Source organism: Rhodocytophaga rosea (assembly GCF_010119975.1).
Lineage (GTDB): Bacteria > Bacteroidota > Bacteroidia > Cytophagales > 172606-1 > Rhodocytophaga > Rhodocytophaga rosea.
This window is the reverse complement of the sequence record NZ_CP048222.1, coordinates 7,470,109-7,494,594: the sequence shown is the minus strand read 5'-3', so window position 1 is coordinate 7,494,594 and position 24,486 is coordinate 7,470,109. Positions and strand designations below refer to the sequence as shown.

The following is a 24,486-nucleotide window of genomic DNA, read 5'->3' as shown; positions in this document are numbered from 1 at the left end:
TTGTTATTTAAAGGAGTTGGTTGTTTAATTATAAATCTTTGAATATAAATACTTTATATAATACATAACTCAACTAATACTTTAACAAACGAATCAATATATAAATATCATGCTGATTTGTTAAGGTTATAACTAATAACCACGATATTTACTTAATTATAGTGCTTAATGCTGGGATCAATAAGATTTTATCGCAACCGTATCACCCATTTGAACCAATACTTTTTTTAATCCTTCGATATTCATCCTCAGACCAATTTCTGCATCTGGAGCAGTATCTTCATTGATAATACCGATTGGTCCCTGGTAATTGTTTTCTTTTACAACCTGCATCATTTTTTGCTCACCGTCTCCTTCCCCAATCGGAACTACTCTCACCGGACTCCCTTTTCTGAGGCCAGAAAGGTTAAGGGCCATAAGGTGTGGAAGTATTTTAGGAAAAAACTCCGGAAAACGGTCAATATGTTCCTCGGCATGGTGAAAATTATAGACAATTCCGATGTTTGGCATTTTTAGGTACTCAATAATGCCCAGTTGGTTTTCAGGTTCGCCGTACCATCCACCATGATTATATAAACCTACCCTACAACCAATTTCAGCCGCTTGTTGGGCAATGTATTGGATAGGTTTGGCATGCGCCTTCACTTTTTCTTCCTGGCTCATTGTATCAAGTCCCTTGATACCTCCTATCAAACACCATATTTCAGTTTTTACCTGATGGCGTTTCAGCAGATCTACTATAATTTTCAGATTGGGATCATTTTCGGGGTTTGGCCCGGAATATAGCCAGAAAGATTGCAGTTTGATCCGGTGTTTTTTTAATGCTTCCAGCTCCTGATCAAAGGTAGAAATATGTTTCTCACGCCAGTCGTAGGCTAGCTTAGTGATGCCCAGGTTATTCAGCATCTGAGCCCGTTCTACAGGTCCTCTTTCTTTCACATCGAATGGTACAATACACCAGGCTACCAGATTATCACGGGAATAAATGGAAGCAGATTTGACCTGGCTTTGCTGCTGAGGAGAGGTACAGCTTATAAGGAATGTAATACACGTTACAAAGTACATTGACCTTATAGATATTTTTCTAAGATTATCGCTCGAAAACAAGCTCTTTTCTATACTATTTTTCATCTGTATAAATTCAATAACTACTCAATTGATAAAACGGATTATAATTCAGAATCAATTTCAATATTTATTTATCGGTCTTAATTAACAAGATTATTCTTTCCATATACCGCTTCCAACATAATTATTCAGATCATTAATATCATCAGGATCATTTGCCAATCGAATAGTACATTCAGGGGCACAAAATCCTGTTAAAGCTGTTTCATATTCAATTAGATCAGTAATTATATCTTCATCGAGTTTTGAAGTGTTTTCTATTGTATCTAAAATAAGGGTATAAATATGAAATCTAGTCCATCCATTACTTGATAAGTGGTACATAAATGATTTAAGCCAGCCGAAAATTGAATTTGATTCTCCTTCTTCTATACTTCTTTCTGTATTTAATAAATGCAGAACCATATCTTGTTTTATCTGATTATAATTTTCTGGCAGAGTTTTGTTATTTGTTTCCATCGTAGGATTAGAAATAACTTTAACTTAAGAATAAACTACCACCTAATCTCTTTGTCTTAAGAGGGCAGTACACATAAATAACCCACAAGATTTTTTCAAATACTTGTGGGTTATTCAACCATAACTTAAATAAAACTTGTATAATAGTCTATGTATTAGAATACTTTCTAAACATACAACTCAAACAGCATACATTACACAGCATCGGATAAGCTGGTAAAGGTAAAGTCACGGATTTTCATGGGTGGGATCATATAGTTCTGGAAAGATTCTCCACTCACTGTCCGTTCTGATTTGCCCAGGGCTTCCAGGTTATTGAGCATGATCACCGGACTTTCATTGAAGCGGAAATTCTTTACCGGATACGCAATTTTTCCATTTTCAATGTAAAACGTCCCGTCTCTGGTTAGGCCGGTCAGCAACAAAGTCTGGGGGTCTACTGAACGGATGTACCACAACCTGGTGACTAATATGCCTTTAGGAGTACTTTTAATCAGTTCATCCAGGCTGGCAGTGCCCCCTTCCATAATAATACCATTGGGCGGTGGTGTTGCTGTAACTCCCTTTTTCTCCGCCCAGTATCTGGAATAAGTTAAGTTCTTTACTACTCCTTTTTCAATCCAGCTGGTTTTTTCCAGTTTTCTGCCATCACCAGCCCAGGGAGCTGTAGGTAATTCGGCATATTGTGGGTCGGAGTAGATATTTATCCGTTCATCTACCAGCTTTTCACCTAATTTGGTTTTTCCGCCGGGTTTACTTAAAAAACTGCGTCCTTCATCAGCACTTCTGGCATCCAGTCCAAAAAACAGATTTTCGAGTAATACAGCACCAGCAGCCGGCTCAAGAATAACCGTATACTTTCCCGGTTCAATGGCTTTGGCATTTACGGAATTTTTGGCCTTGCCAATAGCAATATTGGAAGCAGCCGCTGTATCCAGCTTGCTAAAATCATTATATCCCCGCGAAACGTAACCTGAGCCTGTGCCTTCCTGGGTACGAACCGTAAGTGAGAACTCTACACTCGTGCTGGGATAGTAGGCAAACAAGCCTTTAGAATTCATCATAGCTGTATACCCTTTACGGTTTTCCAGAAAACCTGCCCCGGTCAGGTTTTGAGCCCTGGTGAGTTCAAGGCTTTTACCCACGGCTTCCGCTCTGGAAGCAGGTACAACATTGGCTGTTGCCTCAGCATATCCATTTGATTCGAGGTATTGTTGCGGTCCTAAGGGCAGCACAAATTCAGGATTTTCAGGAGCCAGTTGGGCAAGTTCTTCCGAACGGCGCACTACTTTTTCGATAGAGGCATCATCGAACTCGTCGATGGTAGCAATACCTACCTTTTTCCCAAACGAAGATTGAACAGAGATGTTTTTATTGATGAGCGAACCGCTGGTAGAAACCGTATTGCGGGCATACCGGATATTTCCCCGTTCTTCACCTAATATATTTACTTCGCATGTTTCTGCTTTGGAATAACTTAGTATTTTTTTCAGCAGGGTCTGTGCTTCTTCTTTAGATAATATGACTGACATACATTGTTTTTCGTTGATGGTTGTGGGTTATTCGTTATGCAAGAAAAATTATTTTCATTTCGAAAATAATAAGGAGGAATATTGGGCAAAAGACAGATTACAGATCAGGGAAGTAAATCCAATGACTGTGTATCTGTGAGTCAAAGGCTAAATCTTCCGGGCAGTATTGATCACATTTACCCCGTTGAAACGGGCTGTGGCACTGCCATGAGAAACCGCACTCGATTGCGGCGGCTGTCCTTTACCATCGAAGAACGAACCACCCAGGCGGTAATCCCTTTCGTCACAGATCTTGGCACACGAATTCCAGAATTCCTGCGTATTGGACTGATAGGCCACATCTTTGAGCATGCCAGCAATTTTTCCGTCCTTAATCTCATAAAACAACTGCCCACCAAACTGGAAATTATACCGTTGCTGGTCGATTGAGAACGAACCATCTCCAATAATATAAATACCTTTTTTTACATCCTTGATCATATCATCTACACTCAGCGGTGTTTTTCCGGCGGCTAGCGAAACATTAGGCATCCGCTGAAACTGCACAGAACTCCAGCTGTCGGCATAGCAGCAGCCATGCGATTCTTTTTCACCGATAATATGTGCCTGATCGCGGATGGCCTGATAGTTTACCAGCACGCCTTCTTTCACCAGATCCCAGCGTTTGGTTTTTACCCCTTCGTCATCGTAAGCAACTGCACCCAGCGAACCTGGCTGTAACTTATCTGCAAATAAATTCACCAGATTGCTGCCGTATTTAAACGATTTGGTTTTCCATTTATCGAGGGTGGCAAAACTGGTTCCGGCAAAATTGGCTTCGTAGCCCAGTACCCGGTCGAGCTCCAGCGGATGGCCAACCGATTCGTGAATGGTAAGCCAGAGATGAGATGGATCAAGTACCAGGTCGTATTTTCCAGCTTCCACTGATTTGGCTTTCAGTTTTTCTTTGGCTTGTTTGGCAGCAGCCGTAATGTCTTCCAGAATATCATAACCAGTGTTATACCTGGTGGTAATGCCGCTTACTTTATCTTTGGGATTAGTAGCCATGTATTCGTAGCCTAAACCCATCGGAGCACTGAGGGAATCGCGGGTTTCAAACTTTCCGCTGGCTTCGTCAATCGCCGTTACCGTAAATACCGGCCAGATGCGATGTACATCCTGATCAATATAAGAACCATCTGTGGAAGCAAAATATTTTTGTTCGTTTACCAGGAACAACAAGGAATTTACATAATTAGCGCCATTTTTCATGGCTGCTGCATTAGCCGAAAGCAACAAATCCGCTTTTTCCTTGATTGGTATTTCGAAAGCATTTTTTTTGATCGGTGATTTCCAGCTTACCTCACCTGCCCCTTTCTGCGGTGCCAGTTGCACTGGTTCGGTCTGCAATCTGGCATTCGCCTTCGCAATGGCTACTGCCTGCTCTGCCGCTTGTGCCGTTGTTTTTTCATCATTGGCATCTACCACTGCGGCAAATCCCCAGCAGCCATCGGCAATTACCCGGATGCCTACCCCGTAGGATTCCGTATTGACTATATTTTGGACCTTATCCTCCCTGGTAATTACAAACTGGTTCAGGTACCGTCCGATGCGGACATCGGCGTAAGTCGCGCCTTTACTTTTGGCTGCATTCAGCGCAGCATCGGCTAATCGTTTATTTTTGGCTATATCCATCGGCTGCAACAGCAACTCCGGAGAAATGGGCCGGCTCATCGCAGAAAGTGGTATCCACATGGCGGCTGTTCCCATGCCGGCAACTTGCAAAAAGTCTCTTCTATTCAAGGCAATAATTGTTAGATGGTTCGTGTTCTGTAATATAATTATTTTCAGAAATTAACAAAAGCGCATTCTGGGTGATTTTACCAGAAAAGGGCATAATTTACCCTTTTGACTACCTTTTTGGTTCTATCAAAAGATAGTAATTGCATTACTTCATTCTGCTCATTAAACCATATTTATTTTCAATCAAGCATGACTGTTTTTTGAGGATTATCCAGAAATTCAAACATGGTGGCAATCTGTGAAGCCGTATTTCTTTCCACAGAAAGCGGAGGCAATTCCTCTCTGCCAAAAAAACCAACTCCATGTGTTTCCATACCTGCCTGAATACTGCCACTGATTGCTTCGCAGAGAATAAAAAGCTTATAGGTATAATATGGAGAAGGTGGATGCGGATGGCATTTTTTATCAAATAAAGCCAGCAAACGAATAGGCTTTACGATCAGCCCCGCTTCTTCCTGCACCTCTTTTACTACCACTTCACCGGGAGAATAGCCGATATCTGCCCAGCCGCCGGGCAAGGACCAGTGTCCGTCTATTTTTTCGTGCACCATCAGAATTTTTCCTTCCTGGAACACTACGCCCCGGATATCTACTTTAGGTGTCTGATAACCGGTTTCGCTGGCAAACAGGTTTTGAATCAAAGTTATTTCTGCGCCGGAAAGATCTGCCATCATGGATACGCTCATATCCCGCAGTTCCTGGTAGCGTTCTACATCGTAATCATTTTGGGCATACGTTAAGCCAGCCTGGGCAATGGATTGAATCCGCTGGGCATACGCCAGCCATTTATTAATCATAAGAATTAACATTGAGTTGAGGGCATAAATGTAAAAAAGCTACGGGTAGTTTCCGTAGCTTTTGTGAGTATATTTTGAATGTTTTTTGCACTATATATCTGGCGATAGGGATTTTATCCTGGACTCAGGTCTCCTTCTTTCCAAACTTCCGTTCAGGGGCATGGCTGTCCATTAAATAAAACTCTGTGGGAGTAAGGCTGGTAAATTCTTTAAAATCCTTTACCATGTGCTGATAATCATAATAGCCTGCTTGTAAGCTTATACTCAGCCAGTCGAGTTCCGGGTTTGCATTTTTGATTTTTACGGCCTGATCAAAGCGGATAATACGGGTGTATGCTTTTGGACTTACGCCCATCCGTTCTACAAACTTGCGGTAAAACTGTTTGCGGCTCAAACAAGCTTCATCCGCCAGCCAGTCAAAGGAGAGTTTGTTAGGGTTTTGTAGCAGGTAATGGCTCACCTTATCCACTGGCTTTACATCATATTTCACTTGATTAACTAGTGCATACAGAAAAGTTTCTACAATCCAAATCATTTCCATATGATTGTCAGTACTGCTCAAACGCTCGTTTACCCGGCCGATTTCGGGCTGAAATACCGATTCTGCATCTATATATTTATCCGTAAACAAATCAACAGGAATACCGGTGAGGCGGAACAAAGCCCCAGGCTGAAAAACCACCTGAAATAGCACGAAATTCTTATTGGGTTGCCGGTTGGTAATAGAATGGTATTGCCCCCGGATGATGGCACGGGAACTGAGTACCTCTTTATTTCCATCCGCTGATTCTATAATTTCCGTTTTCCTTGGATAAAAAGACAAGCAGGTTTCAGGCCTTGGCCAGTAGGGCTTCCAGGGAACCGTTTCCGACTCCTTAAACTCAAAGCCTACAATCTGAAATTGCCTGACGTATTCTCTTAAGCCGGGACTTGGCAATCTGTAATCAAAAACAATCATCACCGGTTTAGTTAAGGGGTACTATTTACAAAGACAAAGGTGGACCGAGCACTTTCAGGTCATGCGCCAGATGTACTTTCCGGATTTGATCTTCAGTGGGTATTCCTTCGATGGCGTTCATCTGTTTAAAGAATTCCTCCATTTTTCCGGCCGGTTGTACCTGATAGGTCAATTTTCCTTTATCGCTGAGCTGAAGCCAGGTATGTGGTATATTTCTGGGGAGAAAAATTGTATCTCCTTCTTTCAAGCGGTGCTGCTCCTCTCCTACCTGAAACAGATATTCACCTTCCACTACATAAAATATTTCATCCTGCTTGTAATGCACATGCATGGGAGGACCCATTTTTTCTAAGCCAATATATTCAAAAATAGCCAGTTGGCCACCTGTATCTTTGCCTGAAATTTTCACCAGATTCGGATTTATACCCCGGTACAAAATCGGTTCATTAAAACGGTCTTCTCCACCTTTAACTATAAAACTTTGTATAGCTGGTTTAATTCCGGCTTCTGTCAGGGTTGATAAGCTTACCAGGGGAACCGCCACCAGGCTGGTTTGAATAAAATTTCTGCGTAGCATAACAGTAAGGTTTTGTGAAAGAATAAATCTGTTATGTAAATATCAGACTCCATGCCTGTTGACTGGTGGTAAAAACTGGTCATTTTTGAAAAGAAATAAAAAAAAAGCTACGGTTTGAGTTCCGTAGCTTTTTTTTTAAACGTATGCAATAAACTAATTAGGAAATTCCTTTCAACTCTTCCTGTTCAGCAAAAGGCTGATTTCGCAGGCGTTTACCTGTAGCTTTAAAAATAGCATTAGAAACAGCGGCTCCAGTAGGAGGTAAAGCTGGTTCGCCTAAGCCTGTAGGGTCGATGCCATTGTCTACAAAATGCACTTCTACCTGTGGAATTTCATTGATGCGGATCAGGCGGTAGTTGTTATAATTGGTTTGCTCGGGAGCGCCATTTTTGAAGCTCATGTTACCATACATCGCATGACCTAGTCCGTCTATAACTCCCCCGGTTACCTGTTGTTTGGCACCGCTCATATTCACCACGATACCACAATCGGCAGCCGCATATACTTTCTTCAACACAGGTTTTCCTTTTTCCATCACCACCTCTCCTACCTGGGCTACATAGGAAGCATGTGAGAAATAAACACTAAATCCTTGTGAAACACCTGGTTTTTTACCCCAGCCAGATTTTTCTGCGGCCAGTTGAATAACCCCTTTCATACGGTCGATATCGTATTTGATTTCTCCGACAGGTGCTTTTTTGGCCTTATCGAGCAGGTCCAGACGGAACTGCACCGGATCTTTTCCTGCTGCCTGCGCCACTTCGTCTATGAATGATTGTTCGGCATAGGCCAGGAAGTTGGTAATAGGTGCCCGCCAGGCTCCGGTTGTAATGGGAGATTTATGCTCTACGGAATCAATCAGCAGGTTGTCCACAGCACCCGATGGGAAGTTATTTTCCCTGGTACAGTTTCCGGCATTAATACCTACCCCTCTGAGTTTATAGCCAACCATATTTCCCTGGGCATCCAGCGCCGCTTCAAACCTATACCGCACGGCCGGACGATAGCTTCCGCCGGTCATATCATCTTCCCTGGTCCAGATCAGCTTAACAGGTGCATTTACCAGCCTGGATACTTCTACGGCTTCCAGCGCATAATCTGCTTTCAGGCGGCGGCCAAAGCCTCCTCCCATTCTGGTCAGTTCAAGGGTGATTTTTTCAGGCGCTATACCCAGCAGTTTGGCTGTTTCGGTACGGGCCAGTTCCGGTGTCTGGGTAGGCCCCACTAACTCAACACCATCCGGACGCACATGCGCAAAAAAATTCATGGGTTCCAGCGGGCTATGCGGCAGGAATGGGCACTGATATTCGCCTTTAATCACTTTAGCCGCATTTTTAAAGGCTGTATCTACATCTCCATCTTTCCGGCGAATGGTTGCTTCTCCACTATCCAGTAATTCGGTAAACAAGCGGTTATGATCGGTGGTACTTTCAAGATTACCCTCCTTTTCATATTCAATTTTAAGGGCTTCCCTCGCCTTTTTTACCTGCCAGGTAGATTTTCCTACCACCGCTACATTATTCTTGAATGTAACCACATCTACAATTCCAGGCATGGCTTTGGCTGCTGCCGAATCCACAGATTTAAGTTTCAGGCCAAAGGCAGATGGGCGTTGCACCATAGCAAACAGCATTCCTTCCTTGTAATAATCAAGGCCAAATAAAGGCTTGCCGGTAGCAATATTCTGGTTATCTACATTTTTGACAGAAGTACCGATAATTTTAAAATCTTTCCGGTCTTTGAGTTTTACTTCTGCCGGTACCGGAATGGCAGATGCCTCGGTGGCCAGTTCACCATAACTCAGTTTTTTTCCACTAGCTTTGTGCAAAACCACTCCTTTATCGGTAGTAATTTCACCGGCAGGTACATTCCAGCGTTTGGCAGCTGCTTCGATCAGCATATACCTGGCAGTAGCACCAGCTTTCCGTAAGCGTTGCCAGGAATGTGGAACTGCCCCACTCCCGCCGGTAAGCTGACGCTCAAATTTTTTAGCATCTAAAGCGGCTTGTACAATTTTTACTTTGGAAAAATCTACGTCCAGCTCTTCAGCTACCACCATCGGAAAGGAGGTTTTAATATTCTGTCCTATTTCAGGATTTGGAGAATAAATGGTAATTACCCCATCGGTAGCAATAGACAAATAGCTGTTAAAATCAATGGTTCCTGCAGCAACTGCAGCGCCATTGAGCACTTCTAGCTGGGCGGCACTGCTTGTGCTCCAGTTAAATCCTATGAATAATCCGCCACCGGCCGTAGCAGCCAGTTTCAGAAAGTTTCGTCTGCTTGAATTAGGTATAGTTGACATGGCTTATTTACGTTTGGTGGTGGCAACAAGTACAGCTTCCCGGATGCGGTGATAGGTTCCACACCGGCAGATATTTCCCTGCATGGCGGCATCTACTTCTTCAGGCGCAGGCTTAGGGTTCTTTTTCAGAAAAGCAGCAGCAGTCATAATCTGACCGGCCTGGCAATAGCCGCACTGGGCTACATCCACTTCATTCCAGGCTACTTGCACCGGATGATCGCCTTTTGCAGAAAGTCCTTCAATAGTGGTAACTTTTGCAGAACCTACCGCTGAAACCGGCAGCATACAAGACCTGGTAGCTTCGCCATTTAAGTGAATGGTACAGGCACCACACTGGGCAATGCCACAGCCATATTTGGTACCCACCAGTCCCAGATGATCGCGCAAAACCCACAGTAAAGGGGTATCTGGCTCTACATCAGCCTGGTAGCTGCGGTTGTTTATTTGTAACTTATACTTGGCCATTTGATTATAAGGTTAGATTTGGAGTCAAATTACTAAATTTTCTGGCAGAATGTAAAGAAACAGACAGGTTTTTAACAAATTGATAACTAAATAAAAGTCAATATGTAGTTAAAATAATGCTCTTTTGGATTATCCTCTCAGTATTAGTAACCTGCTGTAAGTAACCAGGCGGCTGAAGCAAAGTGGCAAGTTCAGTTTCCTGATGCAACCAGTTTAGTTCAGATTCCCGGTTTTTATAAGCTGTTACAGGGCTTTTTCATATTCCTGTTGAGAAGCGTAAATCGTGGCGAAGTAATCGAAATAGCCTGTTTGTTCGAATATTATTCACTGATTATTTTCAGCACTATTCAGCTTACTCTCTATTCCCTTATATGACACTGGCTGTTCCTAAATGTACTAAAATGCAATGATAAGCTCTCTGCAAAATGTATGTTAGAATCGAAGTTTGTCAGGATTGGAAGAAGCGAAAATCGTGTTTATTAAATCTATCTTTTATTGCATATAAAGTGCTGATTTTTATATATTTATTCAAGAAAATCTATCCATCATACCCTTATCAATAGAACCTATGGAACGCCGTTCAGACATTCTGACTCAGATTACTAGCAATACCTTTCTTACTGATGGTGGCCTGGAAACCACACTTATTTTTCACCAGGGCATAGAACTCACTTATTTTGCCTCATTTAGCCTGCTCAATGATGAAGCCGGCAAAAAAGCATTGGCAGACTACTTCAGACCATACCTGAACATAGCCCAAAAATATCAGACCGGATTTATTCTGGATTCGGCCACCTGGCGGGCAAATCCAGACTGGGCAGAAAAAATGGGCTATTCTACCGAAGCATTAGAACAAATCAACAAAATAGCCATTGATGAAGTAGCAAAACTCAGAGATGAATATGCTCGTCCGGGTTTTCCCATTCTGCTGAACGGATGTATCGGTCCAAGAGGTGATGGCTATGTTCCTTCCAATCAGATGACTGCACAGGAAGCAGAAACGTATCATTCTGAGCAAATTAAAACATTCAGTCAGACTCAGGCAGATATGGTTTCCGGCCTTACTATGAATTATGTAGAAGAAGCCATTGGAATTACGCTGGCGGCCAAACAATATGGTATGCCAGTAGTAATATCTTTCACTGTTGAAACAAATGGAATTCTTCCCAGTGGACAATCCCTACAAGATGCTATTATTCAAACCGACCAGGCAACTGATCGTTATGTGGCATATTACATGATCAATTGCGCCCATCCCACGCATTTTATGAAAGAATTACAAACAGAAGGGAACTGGTTAAATAGAATAAAAGGCATCCGGGCTAATGCTTCCACCAAAAGCCACAAAGAACTCGATGAATCTACCGAACTCGATAGCGGTGATAAGCAATTGCTTGCCAGAAATTATCAGCAACTAAAAACTTTGATTCCCAATCTGACTATCATTGGTGGCTGTTGTGGCACGGATCATACTCATTTAGAGACGATTTGTGAGCATTTGTTTAACAAAAAGTTGAATTCAGTTAGATAACTAAAATTGGATAACTCGGGTGCAGAGTCCTGTTTAAGTCAAAACAAAGTGAGTGTTTTCCAGAAAAGGAAAGTTTCAAGTGTTGTCGGCTTAAAGCTTTCTAAAGTATGTACATTTTAATTACCCATCAAAAGATGTGACTGCTTGCTGGTAAGGTTTGTGCACTTGATCTGGAACTCACTCTTGTATGTGCGTACTTATTCGTTGTACAGATCTAATAAGAAATCGACAATATCTACAGGTGACTGGGTCGAAAAAGGCCTGTTTCCGCATTTAATCACATTTCCACTCTCCATATGATAAAGAATTTTTTCCCTGCTGCCTGTATTGAGAAAAAGATCGATCTCATGAAGCGAATTTCCGGCACCATCAGAATAGCAGCATTTGGTTTTCCAGGCACTTACCTTTTCATGGCGCAACAAGGTTTGTAAAATATCTGTGATCGTAGCAGAGGCTAACATAGGCGTTCAGTTTTACGGTTCCCAAAACCGGCTTCAGCTGATGCCACAAAGCCGGAAACTATTGTTTCATTGTTACGCTTATAAAAAATTTACAATTAAATAAGGGTAAATCAATATTAGTAAATTTCAACAGAGGAATCAAGCTAATTTTAAAATAAGTTTTTGATTGATCAGTGGTCATTTTTCAATGGTTAATTGCGTTATATAGCTTCGTAATGGTTTAATATAAGCCTTTGAAACAAAACAGAAGCAATTTATCAATGACTATTTACCAATACAGGAATTGCACCGGCGTATTTTCGGTAAGCGCATCAATAGATTCCGGATGCAAAGCTATACCATCGCTATTCAGCGTTGCTGCTACATCTCCACTGCTATTATAAGGGGTAGGTGCTATGCCAGAGATCGCATTTTTGGTAAGGATTGTAGCAGGGAAATATTCATCAAAGGGTGTTTTTTTATTTTTTGATACCAGAAAAGGCAGAATCAGGGGCTGTTGCTGGGGTAAGTTAAAACAGGTACGCAAATAGGATTCAATAAATACTTTACAACCCACTTGTACGGAAACCGGATTTCCCGGCAACCCAAATACAACACCTCCGGCAGGCAATTTCCCAAACCACAAAGGCGCACCTGGCTTGATTTTTACCCGGTGAAAAACCTGTTGTACGCCCAGCGAAGCCAGTACTTCAGGCACATAATCAGCATCCCCTTTAGAAACACCACCTGATAATATTATTATATCTGCATTCAAATGTTGCTGCAAGGTCGTTTTCAGGTCTTGTTTGTTATCAGCCACCAGATGTGAGGCTGGAGAATGGATATGAAATTTTTTTAGAAAATACCGGATGGCAAAGGTATTCGAATCCCGGATCTGATGGGGTAATACCTCCATTCCTACCTGCCTGACCTCATTTCCGGTGGAAAGAACCGCAACATCGGGTGTTTTTGCTACCTGCACCTGTGCTTTTCCTGTTACAGCCAGGCCACTCACAATCTGGGTAGTAATTAACTGGTCTTTGGGGATGATCAGGTTTCCCTGCCGGGCATCCTCCCCCTGGCGGGCGATATTCAGCCAGGGTTTCATGTTGTTTGTATTGAAATATACCTTATCCCCTTCCCTCCTGGAATCTTCTACCCTGATTACGGCATCAGCACCTGCCGGAACCGGAGCGCCGGTCATAATTTTGATGCAGGTACCAGCTACCACTTCCTTTTGGGCTATACTGCCCGCAAACAGGTGTTCGATCAAAGAGAATCCATCCGGGTTATATTCTGAAAAAGCGGTTGACTGTAGCGCATACCCATCCATGGTAGCCCGGTTAAATGGCGGATAATCCCTATCCGCATAAATATTTTCAGCCAGCACCCGGCCGAGGGCATCATCAAGGCTCACTTGTTCTATGCCAAATGATGTTGCCTGTGCAATAATAAGATTTACAGCTTCTTGTATACTGAGCATGCAATTTTATATTTAAGCGTATAACCTATTTTTTACCTCCCTATTTAAAAACAGAAATGGCATTTTGCTAACCGTTTTGCCTTGCAACCGCCTTTATATCTGGCTCGTTTGTGAATATTTTCTTTAGAAAATCTCCGGTAAAACAAGGCCAGAATATGATGGCTATATAGGGGTATTTCTTCAATATTACAGCAGAAATTCGTAACTTGCCCCTGTCTGATTTAAAAAAATACTAACCCCTGTTTTCTACCTATATAACTATGAGCTTTGAATTGACTGGTAAAATTGTGGAAATTATGCCCACGCAACAAGTATCCGGAAAATTTCAGAAAAGAGAATTCGTAATGGAACATGCTGAAAATCCACAATATCCTGAGTACATTAAATTTGAGTTTGTACAAGATAAATGTGACCTACTCGATAAATTTGCTGCCGGACAACAAGTAGAAGTGGTGTTTAACCTCAAAGGCCGCAAGTGGACAGATGCCAAAGGTGAAGTAAAATACTTTAATACCCTGCAAGCCTGGAAAATCAATACCGCCGGGCAGGCTGTTGCTGCTCCTGTAGCTGGAAATGCACAGGCAAAAGCCAAAGCTCCGCAGGCACAAGCGGCTAAACCCTATACTGACTGGGCTCCCAATGGCGAAGATTCCGACAATGACCTCCCTTTTTAAATGAACACGTGCAGAGAGTAGAGGATCATCGTATTTTCTACTCTTTTATTTGATACATTATACATTGGTCCCATCCTCTTTAACGTAATACAGACCTTTTGCCTGTACAGGTAACAAATATTGCGTTACCCGATGCAGGCAAGATTCTGAATTTATATATGAAAATAGGCTTTGTGGTGCATTTTTTCGATTTCCGGAATGATGTCAGAAAAGTAATCGATATTATCAGCCAGCAACACCAGGTTGTACTTTTTGTCAGAAAGGAAGATCTGCAGCAGATTAAAAGTTTTGTAAATGATAGGATTGAGGTTCGCATGGCAGACGAAAATCTTCCTACCTCACAAAATCTAATCCTCAATAACCTCTTCCGTTTCCTGGGCAAGCTTCCGGAAAGCATCCAGAACTATTATCTGATGGAAGTTTTTAAAATTTCCTTAAACCCTGCACCTGTTCAGAAAAAAGCCAGGTTCTGGTTAGACTTATCTATGAAGTTACCCAGAATCATGACGTATGATTATTACCTGAACCACCTGCAATACAAAGGGGCTACTCCGATTGATGATATTGATGAGTTTATTTGTTTCACTGACATTAGCGACAGTTACCTACTGGCCCGTTTAATCAGGGAACGTAAAAAAGTAAAGATATATGTGTATAGCTGGGACCATCCTTGTAAACAGGTAAAATATTCCAATCAGGTAGATTATTTAGTGTGGAATGAAGGCATACGGGAAGACATGATCAAATTGCAGCATATCCATCCGGAACGTATCCAGATTACCGGCGCTTCTCAATTTGCTTATGTAGATCAATTTTTGTCTATTCCTGAAGCAAGTCTCAGCAAACCATTTTCCTTTCCCTATATTTATTTTGGTTGTGCCATAGGTGCACCCGAAATTGCAACAGATGAAATTAAGGTAATCCGTTTGCTGAGCCAAGCCATGCAGAAACATTTACCGGATGTTCGCCTGGTCGTACGGCCCTATCCGGTTATGAAAGACTGGAGTATTTATGAGTCGTTAAAAGAATTGCCGAATGTGATACTGGATGATAAATTCCGGTCCAAAGATCTGTCGGTTCAGGAGGATTTTATCATGGAAAAATTTATAAAAATCCATTTTGCTGAAGCTTTTATCCATCTGGGTACTACCTTGGGTTTTGAAGCCTGTTTTACAGAAACGCCTTCCATCATTATAGATTTTGAATACTTTCAACAAGACAAGTCTTTGCTCAGTATCAAAAATTTTGTACACCAGTATCAGAATGATAAATATCTTTTATTGAAAGAATATCCCAATGTTGTTCATTCAGAAAAAGAGTTAAAAGAGTTGTTTCAAGGATTACTTCCTGATAAAACAAGGTATCTTGCCTATAACAAAGCGGTCCGGGATACTACACCACTAAAAAAATTTGAGCAATTTGCCAGTCAATTAATATACAATTGATTTAATCATGCAAACAGTCAAATAGAATATGTCGGGGCTCAACATTTTCCTGTATCAGCTTTACTTTTACCTGTTCAACCGATTTATCACTTTTATCCCATTTCACCTGATACGTCTATTTTTTTACAAAACTATGCTGGGAAGTCTGGGTAAATCAACAGGGATACTAATGGGGGTAGAAGTACGCAAACCTGGAAATATATTTATCGGGAACAATGTCTCTATTAACAGGAAAGTGCTGCTGGATGGCCGGGGAGGTAAGTTGTTAATAGGTAACAATGTTGACATTGCCCAGGAAACAAATATATGGACTCTCGAACACGATGTTCATGACGATTACCATACTTCCAAGGGAGCCGATGTAGTGATTGAAGACTATGTCTGGATTGCGTCCAGGTGTACCATTTTACCTGGCGTTAGAATAGGTAGAGGTGCCGTGGTCGCTTCCAATAGTGTGGTTACCAAGGACATTCCACCCATGGTAATAGTTGGGGGTATACCTGCAAGAATTATAGGAGAACGAAAAAGCAAACTGAAATACAACTTAACGCATAGACCGTGGTTCCAGTAAAAAAAATATTAGTACTGCCAGATGCTGGTCCGGAAAATCCTTTTCAATACCAGATGATTGATTTTCTGCGAAAAAGTGGTTTTAAGGTCGAAAAAGAGGTATCAAGGCGTTTTTTTGCTACCACTGCTGCCGTAAAAAAGCATCAGCCTGACGTAGTCTATTATGATTGGATACAGAGTTTTATTCTGGGGAAAACCTTGCCCATTACTCTGCTCAAATGCATGTGTTTTATGCTGGAATGCCTGTATTTGATTCATATCCAAAGAATACCCATTGTGCATACCTTACATAATATTCATAACCATGCGGGGTTATGGCTGAACATAGAAAAAGTCGTTTATACCTGGTTTCTTCGCCGGTGTTCCCGGATCAGGGTGTATACACAGGAAACAAAAGACAAAGTAATTAGTATTTTTGGCCTCAATCCAGAAAGAATTAAACTTGTATATGATGTACCCTTTCATCATTATTATCCCAATGAAGTATCCCGAACAGAAAGCAGGCAACACCTTCACATTCCGCAAGCGTCTTTTGTATATATTTTTTTAGGGATGGTGAAACCTTATAAAGGTATTGAAGACCTGATTGCGGCATTCCGCAAAATAGCTTCCCTGAATGATATTCTCATGTTAATAGGCGCAAGCGACCGCCCCGTCTATGCGGATAGTATTAAATCATTAGTGGCAGATGATAGCCGGATTATTTTTCAGAATGAATTTGTAGCTGTACCTCAGGTGCAATACTATTTTAATGCTGCAGATGCAGTTGTACTGCCTTTCAAAAATATCGAACATTCCAGTTCGGTAGATCTGGCCATGTCATTTGCCAAACCCATCATTACGCTGAAAACCAAATTTATGCACTCATTGCTTCAGCACCAAAGTACCTTGCTTTTTGATGAGCCTGCTGACTTAGCTAATAAACTTCAGGAGGCTAAAAACCTTAATTTAGCAGATATTGGCCAGATTAATTTTACTATCGCTGACAGCTCGAACTACAAAGATTTTGCCCTCCTTTTTACTGACTTACAATCCGGTAAGTGAGTTTGTAGCGGCTGCAAACTTGAACTTATTGATTTGGATAATATTACAGGATAATACAATTAGGTTGATAAAAAATTCTTCATTATTTATCTTCTCTTGTTTTGTCATATTCTCCATCGCAATATGTAATATTCTATTATTTCTCATAACAAATAGAATTTAGTTTTCCTGCACATCACCTGGATGCTTACATACATCATATTTCGCATACAGGGGGATTCATTCATAAATAATATTTCTAATCCTCAGCTACTTACTAAAGTCTCAATCATATATTGGTTACTTTTTGCCTAGCCAGTAAGATTAATTCTTGCATATAAGTCAATATTTTATGTTTGGTGTAAGATTTGATAGACAAATGTAAGTATTGATACAATTTATAGATATATGAAAGCATTTTTACAAAGCAGCATGGCTATCTTCTTAGGATTTTGCCTATTGTATGCATTTTACCAGAAAAAAATGGAGCAACCACAGCTCGTACAAGCATCTGATATTGAGATGGACTCATTGTTTTTTGTAGATCAGCAGGCTTTTAAAAACAAGCAACTGGTAGTCAATCAATTAGATATAGAAGCCATTTTACCAGTAGAAATCTCTGATAAAACTGATAGTTTAAGGCTGGCGGCAGTTATAACTGATTCCCATAAAAAACGGAAGGAAAAGCCAAAGATTGAAATCTATGAGCTGAAAAAGGCGCCGAAAACCAACCTTGCCGATATTCAATTATCTGAATCTAGGCTTACAGCAGTAATTTCATCACAGTTAAAAGAAAACACAACTGCTGAAACAGCAACTGCTTCTATTGCTGACGCTAATACAACAGAAGTAATTACCGACGAACATCCGCAGACTGAGAAAAAGAAGAAGTTTCTCTTTTTCAGCAAAAAGAACAAGAATAATTAATCATAACTGATATTACACTTTTTGATGGTTCAAAAAAGATGCTTCCTTGCCTTGGTAAGCATCTTTTTCTTCAGTAGTTGGAAACTGTAAGCTCACAGGAATGAATTTCATTTAGGGCAGATTATGAAAAGTGTAAATATAACAATTCTAATAAATTGGGTTTTTAACTGTTAAGTTATTCGCTTAGCCGAACACGCCTTCAGCCAAAGCTGATTTTGACAATTAATGCATGTATGGGATTCTCCAGGTACATGTTGCTGGCATAGTCCACATCTATTACATGCATAGTTTCCCGCTTCGGATATGGCTTCTACTGGTTTTGATAAAACTTCGGGAAATATCGGCATTCCAGGCCTGACTTCTTCTTCTTCATAAAAAAAAACGCTAATCTCTCCGGTTGCCTCTAAATAAAGCTTCCTTACCTGCCCCAGATGCGCTATATGCTGCTGTCGCATTTCACCAAACAATTCCTGAAATGTTAAATTTTCTTTATTAAAGGCTTCCATATTTATTATTCCCTCTTCAATAATGCAAGAGGAATGCCCTTCCAGCCAGCGTTCCGCCAGTGGGCTCCGTTCTGTGAGCCGGTTGAAACCTAAATAAAGAAGAATTACCACACCAAATACCACCAGAACATGCAAGAGAGCGACATCATTATAAAACGTGGCATCGCCTGCTGCGGAACCTAATGAAAGTATTATAGTCAATTCGAAGAGAGAAAGCTGCTTAACTCCTCTTTTTCCAGTGATGCGAAGCGTAAGTACAATCAGCAGATACATTAGTGTACTGCGAAAAGCCACTTCAAAGAGAAAAGTCACCGGTAACTCTTCAGACAACCAGATACGTTTCCAATCAAAAGGCTCGATCAACTGGGATTTTTCCATATAGATTTTTATTTATTTGCATAATTAGATATCACTTTTGCAAGTAAATAAAAGTTAAAATGGCATAGGATGATACGGTAGTATATTTTTACAAAAGCACAAAAAAGAACAGCCGGCAAATTTGGCTTTCAATGGTTAATAGATTGCCTTATGGTCAGAGCCTATGAAATCAGCCAACACAGTTATTAAATACAGGTTCAGTATAAAATCCTGCTACTGGTATTGTGGTGGTGGTTGCATATTTAAGCATATCTTAAACCTCTAAAATTTTCCCTTCTATTCTCCTATTATTTGCATGATGGTGCAAAGGATATGTTGAAATTTTCGTTGATCGTAGCATAACTTCTAACCTAGCTTATGCCTATTAATAACCATCTAATCTACTGACTTGCCTGATATATTTTATTTGTATTATTACCTCTTTTAGCTTTTTAAAACTTCTGCAGCGATGTGTTTATTAATACAGGCTTATCTGCTTTACAACTTATTATCTCTTAACAATAAAGTACAAAAATAGAGTCAAGCATTTCACGCATATACATATTTAATAAATTCTTTAAAAAGTTATATAACTACCTTTAATATTAAAATTATTATTTAATTCATATACGTATATTTATATTCAAAACGAACCACCTTAATTATGGAAATAGCTTCTTACTTTCTACTACATCCTGCCATATTTCTAATGGTGGCTTTTACACTTGTTACATTGGGATTAAAAGTATATGTGATAACTAAAACTGGTATTAAAATGCAGGCTTTATCTACTTTCCTAAAAGTTGTAAAGATTAATTCATTCAGGATTAGAAAAAGAGCGTTGGCCTTAAGGTAAAATAACGCTTCTGCTTTTAAGCAACATGATCAGATTTGATAATCATGCTATTGTATACTTATTTTAACAATTGAATTACTAAAAAGATACAACTCTTGTTTTTAAATAAACCGAAAATCCGTTTTGTTATGACAATGCGGATTTTCGGTTTATTTTACATTCTCTTAATGTAGCTTGATCACCATCAGCCGCACAAGCATATCTTTTTTGTTTCTACTCCTCACTATATACTTGATATACACCTGCTGATAGGTCATCTGGTGTAGCATTCAGCTTGTTAAATCCTTCAACAAAGGCCATAAGCATTATTTCTTCTCGCGGCCATTCATTTCAAAACTTTTGTCCAGCAACGTTCCAACTCTGCCATTTTAACTATTGTTATTCTCTTTCATCAAGGTCATATTACTCTGATAGAAGTTCAAATTGCCTTTCCTATTAATTAAATATAGTGTTACAGTTCCCAAAACAATTCCCAGATTTATCTTTTCAATAATACCTTAGGTTCAATACCATAGTTTCTAGCTATAATTTGTAATTTCTATAGAAACTAAAATAGCTGATAATTAATAAAGGAATAGTTAAATTTACGCTACTTATATTTGTATGTAACCTGATTAAGCTGCATGAACTTCCCAGATGCCACACCTGTAAAACGGAATAAAATATGGATGCACATACTATTTATAACTCTTGCCATCCTCAGCATCCATGCCTGCAATAAACCTGGGAAACCCCTGCAAGAACAAACATTTGTCCGAACAGTAGTGGACACTAATCCCCCGGTAACCCCTTTATCTCCGGAGATGAGTATACAGAAAATTCAATTGCCGCCCGGATACCGAATAGAACTGGTCGCCAGCGAACCCATGGTGCAGGAACCGGTAGCCCTAGCCTGGGATGGAAATGGCCGGATGTATGTGGCGGAAATGAACACCTATATGAAGGATGCTGATGCCACCGGCGAATTTGAACCTGCCAGCCGGATTAAATTACTGGAAGATACCAATGGCGATGGAAAAATGGATAAAAGTACGGTGTTTGTAGACAGCCTGGTGCTACCCAGAGTAATCCTTCCGGTTGGGGATCAGTTACTGGTTGGTGTCACCAATATTCAGCACATATGGAGTTACCGCGATACAAATGGCGATGGCAAAGCAGATGAAAAGAAAATTGTGTTTAAAAATGATGTGCTCGATGTGCGCAACCTGGAACATCAGAATGGTGGGTTGTTGTGGAATCTGGATAACTGGATCTATCCTACCCGCGATAATCTCCGCTACAAATACAAAAATGGCCTGCTGGTAGTGGATACGATGGTCGATAATATGATTGGCCAGTGGGGTATTACCAGCGACAATTACGGACGTTTGTTCTACTCGGAAGCTGGCCCGGGGTTGCCGGCTGTTCAGATCCAGCAAATGCCTGCCTATGGTGCGTTAAACTTTAATGACCAGTACACCCAAGACTTTACCAAACCCTGGCCTATTATTGGCAACCTGGATGCCCAGGGAGGAAAAAACTCCCTCAGGACTGAGGATAATACCCTTAAAGAATTTACTTCAGGTTGTGGACAATCTATCTTCCGGGGTGACCGGCTTCCGGAAGATATGCGGGGGGATTATTTTATTCCTGAACCGGTGGGAAGAATAATTAAGCGGGGTAAAGTAATTAACCGGAATGGCAAAATCTACATTGAGGATGCCTATCAGCAAAAAGACTGGCTGGCTTCGGCAGATATGAACTTCCGCCCGATTAACACCTATACCGGTCCTGATGGGTGTTTTTACATTGTGGATATGTACCACGGTATCATCCAGGAGAGTGAATGGACTAACCCTGGCTCTTATCTCCGGCAGATTATTGAACAGAAAGAGTTGTACAAAAACAAAGGGATGGGCCGTATCTACAGGGTAGTCCATGAGGATTTTACCCCTGACCCGACAAAGCCAAATATGCTCAATGAGCCATCCAGTAAGTTACTTACCTATCTGGATCATCCCAATGGCTGGTGGCACGACAATGCCCAGCAGCTCATGATTGTGAGAAATGATCAGTCGGTGGTACCTGCCTTACGGGAAATAGCTACAGGAGGCAAAGCCAGCTTAACGAAAAGTCCTTCCCCCTTAGCCCGGATTCATGCTTTATGGACTCTGGAAGGGTTGGACGCTTTAGATAAAAAAACATTATTCCAGGCATTTACAGACAAAGATCCACAGGTGAGAAAAACCGCCGTATGGATCAGTGAGCACTTTATAAATAACAACGATACAGAAGTGATTCAAAAGCTGGCTTCCCTAATAGAAGACCCTAGTGCTGATGTACGGATTCAGTTATCCTTATCGCTCCGTAATAATACTTCTGATCCGTCACAAAAGATTGTAAAAGTGCTGCTGGCAGCAAATCCGCATAATGAACTCATGCAGTTTTCATTTACCACATTTACCGAAACGCAAAAAAAGCTAGCAGCTGAAAAAGAACGTACCCAGAATTTAAGTCCAGCCGACCGGGCATTGGTAACCAATGGCGCTACTACTTTCAAACAGCTCTGTGCTACTTGTCATGGAGCCGATGGCAAAGGTGTATTGATTGGCGGTAAGGAAATGCCCGCTCCTCCCCTTGTTGGGTCACCAAGAGTTAAAGGGGATAAAACCATGCTTATCCAGTTGCTGCTGTATGGCTTAAAAGATCCAGTGGATGGCAAAACGTATCCGGATATTATGCCGCCTATGGGTAGTAATACTGACGAATGGGTTGCTTCAGTGTTAAGTTATATCCGCAACAGTGGTGACCTGGGCAATGCATCTTCCGTCGTAACGACAGATGAGGTGAAGCAGGTACGGGCAGAAACTCCACAGATGAAAGAACCTTTTACGCTTCAGTTGCTGGAAATTTTTAAACTTGGCCGTGCCGAAAAAAGTAACTGGAATAATGCTTCTGCTAAGTAACTAATAACTAACTCGCATAAACAAAGACACTAAACCGTAATCGTTTTTGCTTTTGGCTAGTATTGTCTCAATATTCTGAATTTAATCTCTCAGTTTCATAATATGAAGATTTTGGTAATGTATAATATTAGTATTTGTCTGCTGCTCTTTGCTTTTCCGCTATTCGCCCAAAAGTCAGAGTTCACCAATACAATCGGAATGGAATTCGTCTTGATTAATCCTGGCAGTTTTACGTTGGGCAAATTTCAGCCGCCTTATCCTAAGCCTAAGCCTAAAGAATCTCAGTCTTCGCAGCCAGGAAGAGGAAATGGCTATACGCCAGCCCAATACCAGCTGGCTAAAAAAATGGCTAAACAAGATGCCAGGGAAGGCTTTCAGGTAAGTATTGATAAACCTTTTTACCTGGGAAAGTTCGAAGTAACACAGGCGCAGTGGAAACGGGTGATGGGCAAAAATCCTTCAGTTTTTCAGGGTAAGCAAGTCACTGATGATCCGGACATGCACCCGGTAGAAAATATTACCTGGCAGGAGGCACAAGCTTTTCTTAAAAAACTAACGCAACTGGAAGGGGGAAAAGTAGTTTACCGGCTTCCTACAGAATTTGAATGGGAGTATGCTGCCCGTGCCGGTACACAAGATGATATTGCCTGGAGTGAAATCCGCCTTTCGGCCCAGATGGGAATCCCTGCCACTGCCCTGGTTGGACAAAAGAAACCCAATGCCTGGGGCTTTATGATACATTGGGCAATGTGTGGGAATGGGTGCAGGATTATTATAATGAGAAAATCTTTGCTGATCCGTTACCTCCCAAATCAGGTAAAGTACATGTATTGAAAGGTGCTTCCTTTGTGGGAGATGTAAAAAATGCCACTTACATGACCCATGCGGCAGGACCTGGGAATGGCTGGGATGTAGGTTTCAGGGTAGTACGGGAAGTTTCAGAATAAATTTGGCATTACTCAGAAAAAGAAGGTCATGAAAATTATAGTTAGAACATTGCTTTACTTGGGAATATGGGTATGTAGTAGCTATTATTCACATGCCCAGATTGGCAAAATTCCACCAGGATTTACACCGCTGTTTAATGGGAAAAACCTGAATGGCTGGCATATCAGCCGTACCACCCATCAGGGAACTACTCCTCATATTTATGTGGAAAAGGGTGTTATTGTCCTCAAACAGCAACCATATGGCCAGGGCGGTGTATTGCTTACCGACAAAAAGTTTAAGAACTATGAACTATACCTGGATGTAAAAGTAGACTCTTTTTGTAATGGAGGAATATTTCTCCGCTCTACCGAAAGCGGCCAGGGCTACCAGGTGGAATTATCTGAGCCCGGTGGCACTGGTGATCTGATTGGCGAAATGCTCCGGATCAGCCAGAGTGCCAAAGCGGCAAAAAAAGGAGAAGTCTGGAAGCCCAATGAATGGAATACTTTCCGCATCCGCATGACGGGTGAAGTGCCCCACCTTACTTTATGGATCAATGGAGAACAGATGTGGGATGTTACCCAGCCCAAAAACGACTTTATTGCCGGAGCTGTAGAGGGTATGATCGGATTACAAACGCACTGGTCAGCTGTATATTCTGAAGCAGCAAAATCCTTTAATATGTCTGGTGCCTGGCGGCCTGGTGCAGCTCACCGGTACCGTAATATTGCCGTTAAAGAATTAAAATAAAAAGGCATGAATTATCTTAATGTTTAAAAGAAAGAAAACTCATGCC

Annotated in this window: 22 protein-coding genes; 10 read left to right on the top strand and 12 right to left on the bottom strand. The window is 41.2% G+C overall.

Going from position 1 to position 24,486, the window contains the following annotated elements; translation table 11 throughout:
• Positions 1-177 precede the first annotated feature (177 nt).
• The 9 genes from GXP67_RS38545 to GXP67_RS30700 form a co-directional block, all read right to left on the bottom strand.
• The gene (locus GXP67_RS38545; protein WP_197901590.1) at positions 178-1,065 is read right to left on the bottom strand and encodes a sugar phosphate isomerase/epimerase family protein; all 888 of its coding nucleotides are present in this window, start codon (positions 1,063-1,065) and stop codon (positions 178-180) included.
• Positions 1,066-1,221: 156 nt separating this feature from the next.
• Positions 1,222-1,587: a hypothetical protein gene (locus GXP67_RS30735; protein ID WP_162446680.1), complete on the bottom strand. Its 366-nt coding sequence runs from the start codon at positions 1,585-1,587 to the stop codon at positions 1,222-1,224.
• 194 nt (positions 1,588-1,781) lie between these two features.
• Positions 1,782-3,119, bottom strand: a complete 1,338-nt coding sequence (locus tag GXP67_RS30730) for a TldD/PmbA family protein (protein WP_162446679.1) — start codon at positions 3,117-3,119, stop codon at positions 1,782-1,784.
• Between the two features lie 147 nt (positions 3,120-3,266).
• Positions 3,267-4,901: a TldD/PmbA family protein gene (locus GXP67_RS30725; RefSeq protein ID WP_162446678.1), complete on the bottom strand. Its 1,635-nt coding sequence runs from the start codon at positions 4,899-4,901 to the stop codon at positions 3,267-3,269.
• 179 nt (positions 4,902-5,080) lie between these two features.
• The gene (locus tag GXP67_RS30720) at positions 5,081-5,698 is read right to left on the bottom strand and encodes an NUDIX hydrolase (protein WP_162446677.1); all 618 of its coding nucleotides are present in this window, start codon (positions 5,696-5,698) and stop codon (positions 5,081-5,083) included.
• Positions 5,699-5,822: 124 nt separating this feature from the next.
• Positions 5,823-6,656: a helix-turn-helix domain-containing protein gene (locus GXP67_RS30715; RefSeq protein ID WP_232064707.1), complete on the bottom strand. Its 834-nt coding sequence runs from the start codon at positions 6,654-6,656 to the stop codon at positions 5,823-5,825.
• Positions 6,657-6,681: 25 nt separating this feature from the next.
• Positions 6,682-7,233 (bottom strand): cupin domain-containing protein, encoded by a 552-nt coding sequence (locus tag GXP67_RS30710; RefSeq protein ID WP_162446675.1) that lies wholly within the window; start codon positions 7,231-7,233, stop codon positions 6,682-6,684.
• A 157-nt stretch (positions 7,234-7,390) separates the two neighbouring features.
• Positions 7,391-9,538 (bottom strand): xanthine dehydrogenase family protein molybdopterin-binding subunit, encoded by a 2,148-nt coding sequence (locus GXP67_RS30705; protein WP_162446674.1) that lies wholly within the window; start codon positions 9,536-9,538, stop codon positions 7,391-7,393.
• 3 nt (positions 9,539-9,541) lie between these two features.
• Positions 9,542-10,003: a (2Fe-2S)-binding protein gene (locus GXP67_RS30700; RefSeq protein ID WP_162446673.1), complete on the bottom strand. Its 462-nt coding sequence runs from the start codon at positions 10,001-10,003 to the stop codon at positions 9,542-9,544.
• A 568-nt stretch (positions 10,004-10,571) separates the two neighbouring features.
• Between GXP67_RS30700 and GXP67_RS30695 the strand changes: the two genes are divergently transcribed.
• Complete coding sequence (locus GXP67_RS30695; protein ID WP_162446672.1) at positions 10,572-11,534, top strand: homocysteine S-methyltransferase family protein; 963 nt, start codon at positions 10,572-10,574, stop codon at positions 11,532-11,534.
• A 197-nt stretch (positions 11,535-11,731) separates the two neighbouring features.
• Here GXP67_RS30695 and GXP67_RS30690 read toward each other — a convergent pair whose 3' ends face one another.
• A complete protein-coding gene (locus tag GXP67_RS30690; RefSeq protein WP_162446671.1) occupies positions 11,732-11,995 on the bottom strand; it encodes a hypothetical protein in 264 nt (87 codons plus the stop codon).
• 268 nt (positions 11,996-12,263) lie between these two features.
• The gene (locus GXP67_RS30685) at positions 12,264-13,457 is read right to left on the bottom strand and encodes a molybdopterin molybdotransferase MoeA (protein ID WP_162446670.1); all 1,194 of its coding nucleotides are present in this window, start codon (positions 13,455-13,457) and stop codon (positions 12,264-12,266) included.
• Between the two features lie 260 nt (positions 13,458-13,717).
• Between GXP67_RS30685 and GXP67_RS30680 the strand changes: the two genes are divergently transcribed.
• The 5 genes from GXP67_RS30680 (at position 13,718) to GXP67_RS30660 (ending at position 18,096) form a co-directional block, all read left to right on the top strand.
• Positions 13,718-14,131 (top strand): DUF3127 domain-containing protein, encoded by a 414-nt coding sequence (locus GXP67_RS30680; protein ID WP_162446669.1) that lies wholly within the window; start codon positions 13,718-13,720, stop codon positions 14,129-14,131.
• A 98-nt stretch (positions 14,132-14,229) separates the two neighbouring features.
• The gene (locus tag GXP67_RS30675) at positions 14,230-15,576 is read left to right on the top strand and encodes a hypothetical protein (RefSeq protein WP_162446668.1); all 1,347 of its coding nucleotides are present in this window, start codon (positions 14,230-14,232) and stop codon (positions 15,574-15,576) included.
• Positions 15,577-15,604: 28 nt separating this feature from the next.
• Positions 15,605-16,147 (top strand): acyltransferase, encoded by a 543-nt coding sequence (locus tag GXP67_RS30670; RefSeq protein ID WP_197901589.1) that lies wholly within the window; start codon positions 15,605-15,607, stop codon positions 16,145-16,147.
• Complete coding sequence (locus tag GXP67_RS30665) at positions 16,135-17,190, top strand: glycosyltransferase family 4 protein (protein WP_162446667.1); 1,056 nt, start codon at positions 16,135-16,137, stop codon at positions 17,188-17,190. Before GXP67_RS30670 ends, GXP67_RS30665 begins: the two co-directional genes overlap by 13 nt.
• A gap of 387 nt (positions 17,191-17,577) precedes the next feature.
• Positions 17,578-18,096, top strand: coding sequence for a hypothetical protein (locus GXP67_RS30660; protein ID WP_162446666.1), 519 nt, complete (start codon positions 17,578-17,580; stop codon positions 18,094-18,096).
• Between the two features lie 170 nt (positions 18,097-18,266).
• Here GXP67_RS30660 and GXP67_RS30655 read toward each other — a convergent pair whose 3' ends face one another.
• Positions 18,267-18,980 (bottom strand): DUF421 domain-containing protein, encoded by a 714-nt coding sequence (locus GXP67_RS30655; RefSeq protein ID WP_162446665.1) that lies wholly within the window; start codon positions 18,978-18,980, stop codon positions 18,267-18,269.
• A gap of 1,458 nt (positions 18,981-20,438) precedes the next feature.
• On the opposite strand from GXP67_RS30655, the gene GXP67_RS30650 reads away from it, so the two are divergent.
• From GXP67_RS30650 to GXP67_RS30640, 4 genes are all read left to right on the top strand, one after another.
• Positions 20,439-22,760, top strand: coding sequence for a DUF7133 domain-containing protein (locus GXP67_RS30650; RefSeq protein ID WP_232064705.1), 2,322 nt, complete (start codon positions 20,439-20,441; stop codon positions 22,758-22,760).
• A gap of 102 nt (positions 22,761-22,862) precedes the next feature.
• Positions 22,863-23,594, top strand: coding sequence for a formylglycine-generating enzyme family protein (locus GXP67_RS30645; protein ID WP_262890463.1), 732 nt, complete (start codon positions 22,863-22,865; stop codon positions 23,592-23,594).
• On the top strand, positions 23,510-23,707 hold the full coding sequence (locus tag GXP67_RS37900; protein WP_317170085.1) for an SUMF1/EgtB/PvdO family nonheme iron enzyme: 198 nt from the start codon (positions 23,510-23,512) through the stop codon (positions 23,705-23,707). The genes GXP67_RS30645 and GXP67_RS37900 overlap by 85 nt, the downstream gene beginning before the upstream one ends.
• Positions 23,708-23,735: 28 nt before the next feature.
• Positions 23,736-24,440, top strand: a complete 705-nt coding sequence (locus GXP67_RS30640) for a 3-keto-disaccharide hydrolase (RefSeq protein ID WP_162446664.1) — start codon at positions 23,736-23,738, stop codon at positions 24,438-24,440.
• Positions 24,441-24,486: the final 46 nt, after the last annotated feature.

Coding starts and splice junctions, on each gene's coding strand:
- GXP67_RS38545 (WP_197901590.1), bottom strand. CDS start 1,065: ATGTACTTTGTAACGTGTATTACATTCCTTATAAGCTGTACCTCTCCT.
- GXP67_RS30735 (WP_162446680.1), bottom strand. CDS start 1,587: ATGGAAACAAATAACAAAACTCTGCCAGAAAATTATAATCAGATAAAA.
- GXP67_RS30730 (WP_162446679.1), bottom strand. CDS start 3,119: ATGTCAGTCATATTATCTAAAGAAGAAGCACAGACCCTGCTGAAAAAA.
- GXP67_RS30720 (WP_162446677.1), bottom strand. CDS start 5,698: ATGATTAATAAATGGCTGGCGTATGCCCAGCGGATTCAATCCATTGCC.
- GXP67_RS30715 (WP_232064707.1), bottom strand. CDS start 6,656: ATGATTGTTTTTGATTACAGATTGCCAAGTCCCGGCTTAAGAGAATAC.
- GXP67_RS30710 (WP_162446675.1), bottom strand. CDS start 7,233: ATGCTACGCAGAAATTTTATTCAAACCAGCCTGGTGGCGGTTCCCCTG.
- GXP67_RS30705 (WP_162446674.1), bottom strand. CDS start 9,538: ATGTCAACTATACCTAATTCAAGCAGACGAAACTTTCTGAAACTGGCT.
- GXP67_RS30700 (WP_162446673.1), bottom strand. CDS start 10,003: ATGGCCAAGTATAAGTTACAAATAAACAACCGCAGCTACCAGGCTGAT.
- GXP67_RS30695 (WP_162446672.1), top strand. CDS start 10,572: ATGGAACGCCGTTCAGACATTCTGACTCAGATTACTAGCAATACCTTT.
- GXP67_RS30690 (WP_162446671.1), bottom strand. CDS start 11,995: ATGTTAGCCTCTGCTACGATCACAGATATTTTACAAACCTTGTTGCGC.
- GXP67_RS30685 (WP_162446670.1), bottom strand. CDS start 13,457: ATGCTCAGTATACAAGAAGCTGTAAATCTTATTATTGCACAGGCAACA.
- GXP67_RS30680 (WP_162446669.1), top strand. CDS start 13,718: ATGAGCTTTGAATTGACTGGTAAAATTGTGGAAATTATGCCCACGCAA.
- GXP67_RS30670 (WP_197901589.1), top strand. CDS start 15,605: ATGTCGGGGCTCAACATTTTCCTGTATCAGCTTTACTTTTACCTGTTC.
- GXP67_RS30660 (WP_162446666.1), top strand. CDS start 17,578: ATGAAAGCATTTTTACAAAGCAGCATGGCTATCTTCTTAGGATTTTGC.
- GXP67_RS30655 (WP_162446665.1), bottom strand. CDS start 18,980: ATGGAAAAATCCCAGTTGATCGAGCCTTTTGATTGGAAACGTATCTGG.
- GXP67_RS30650 (WP_232064705.1), top strand. CDS start 20,439: ATGAACTTCCCAGATGCCACACCTGTAAAACGGAATAAAATATGGATG.
- GXP67_RS30645 (WP_262890463.1), top strand. CDS start 22,863: ATGAAGATTTTGGTAATGTATAATATTAGTATTTGTCTGCTGCTCTTT.
- GXP67_RS30640 (WP_162446664.1), top strand. CDS start 23,736: ATGAAAATTATAGTTAGAACATTGCTTTACTTGGGAATATGGGTATGT.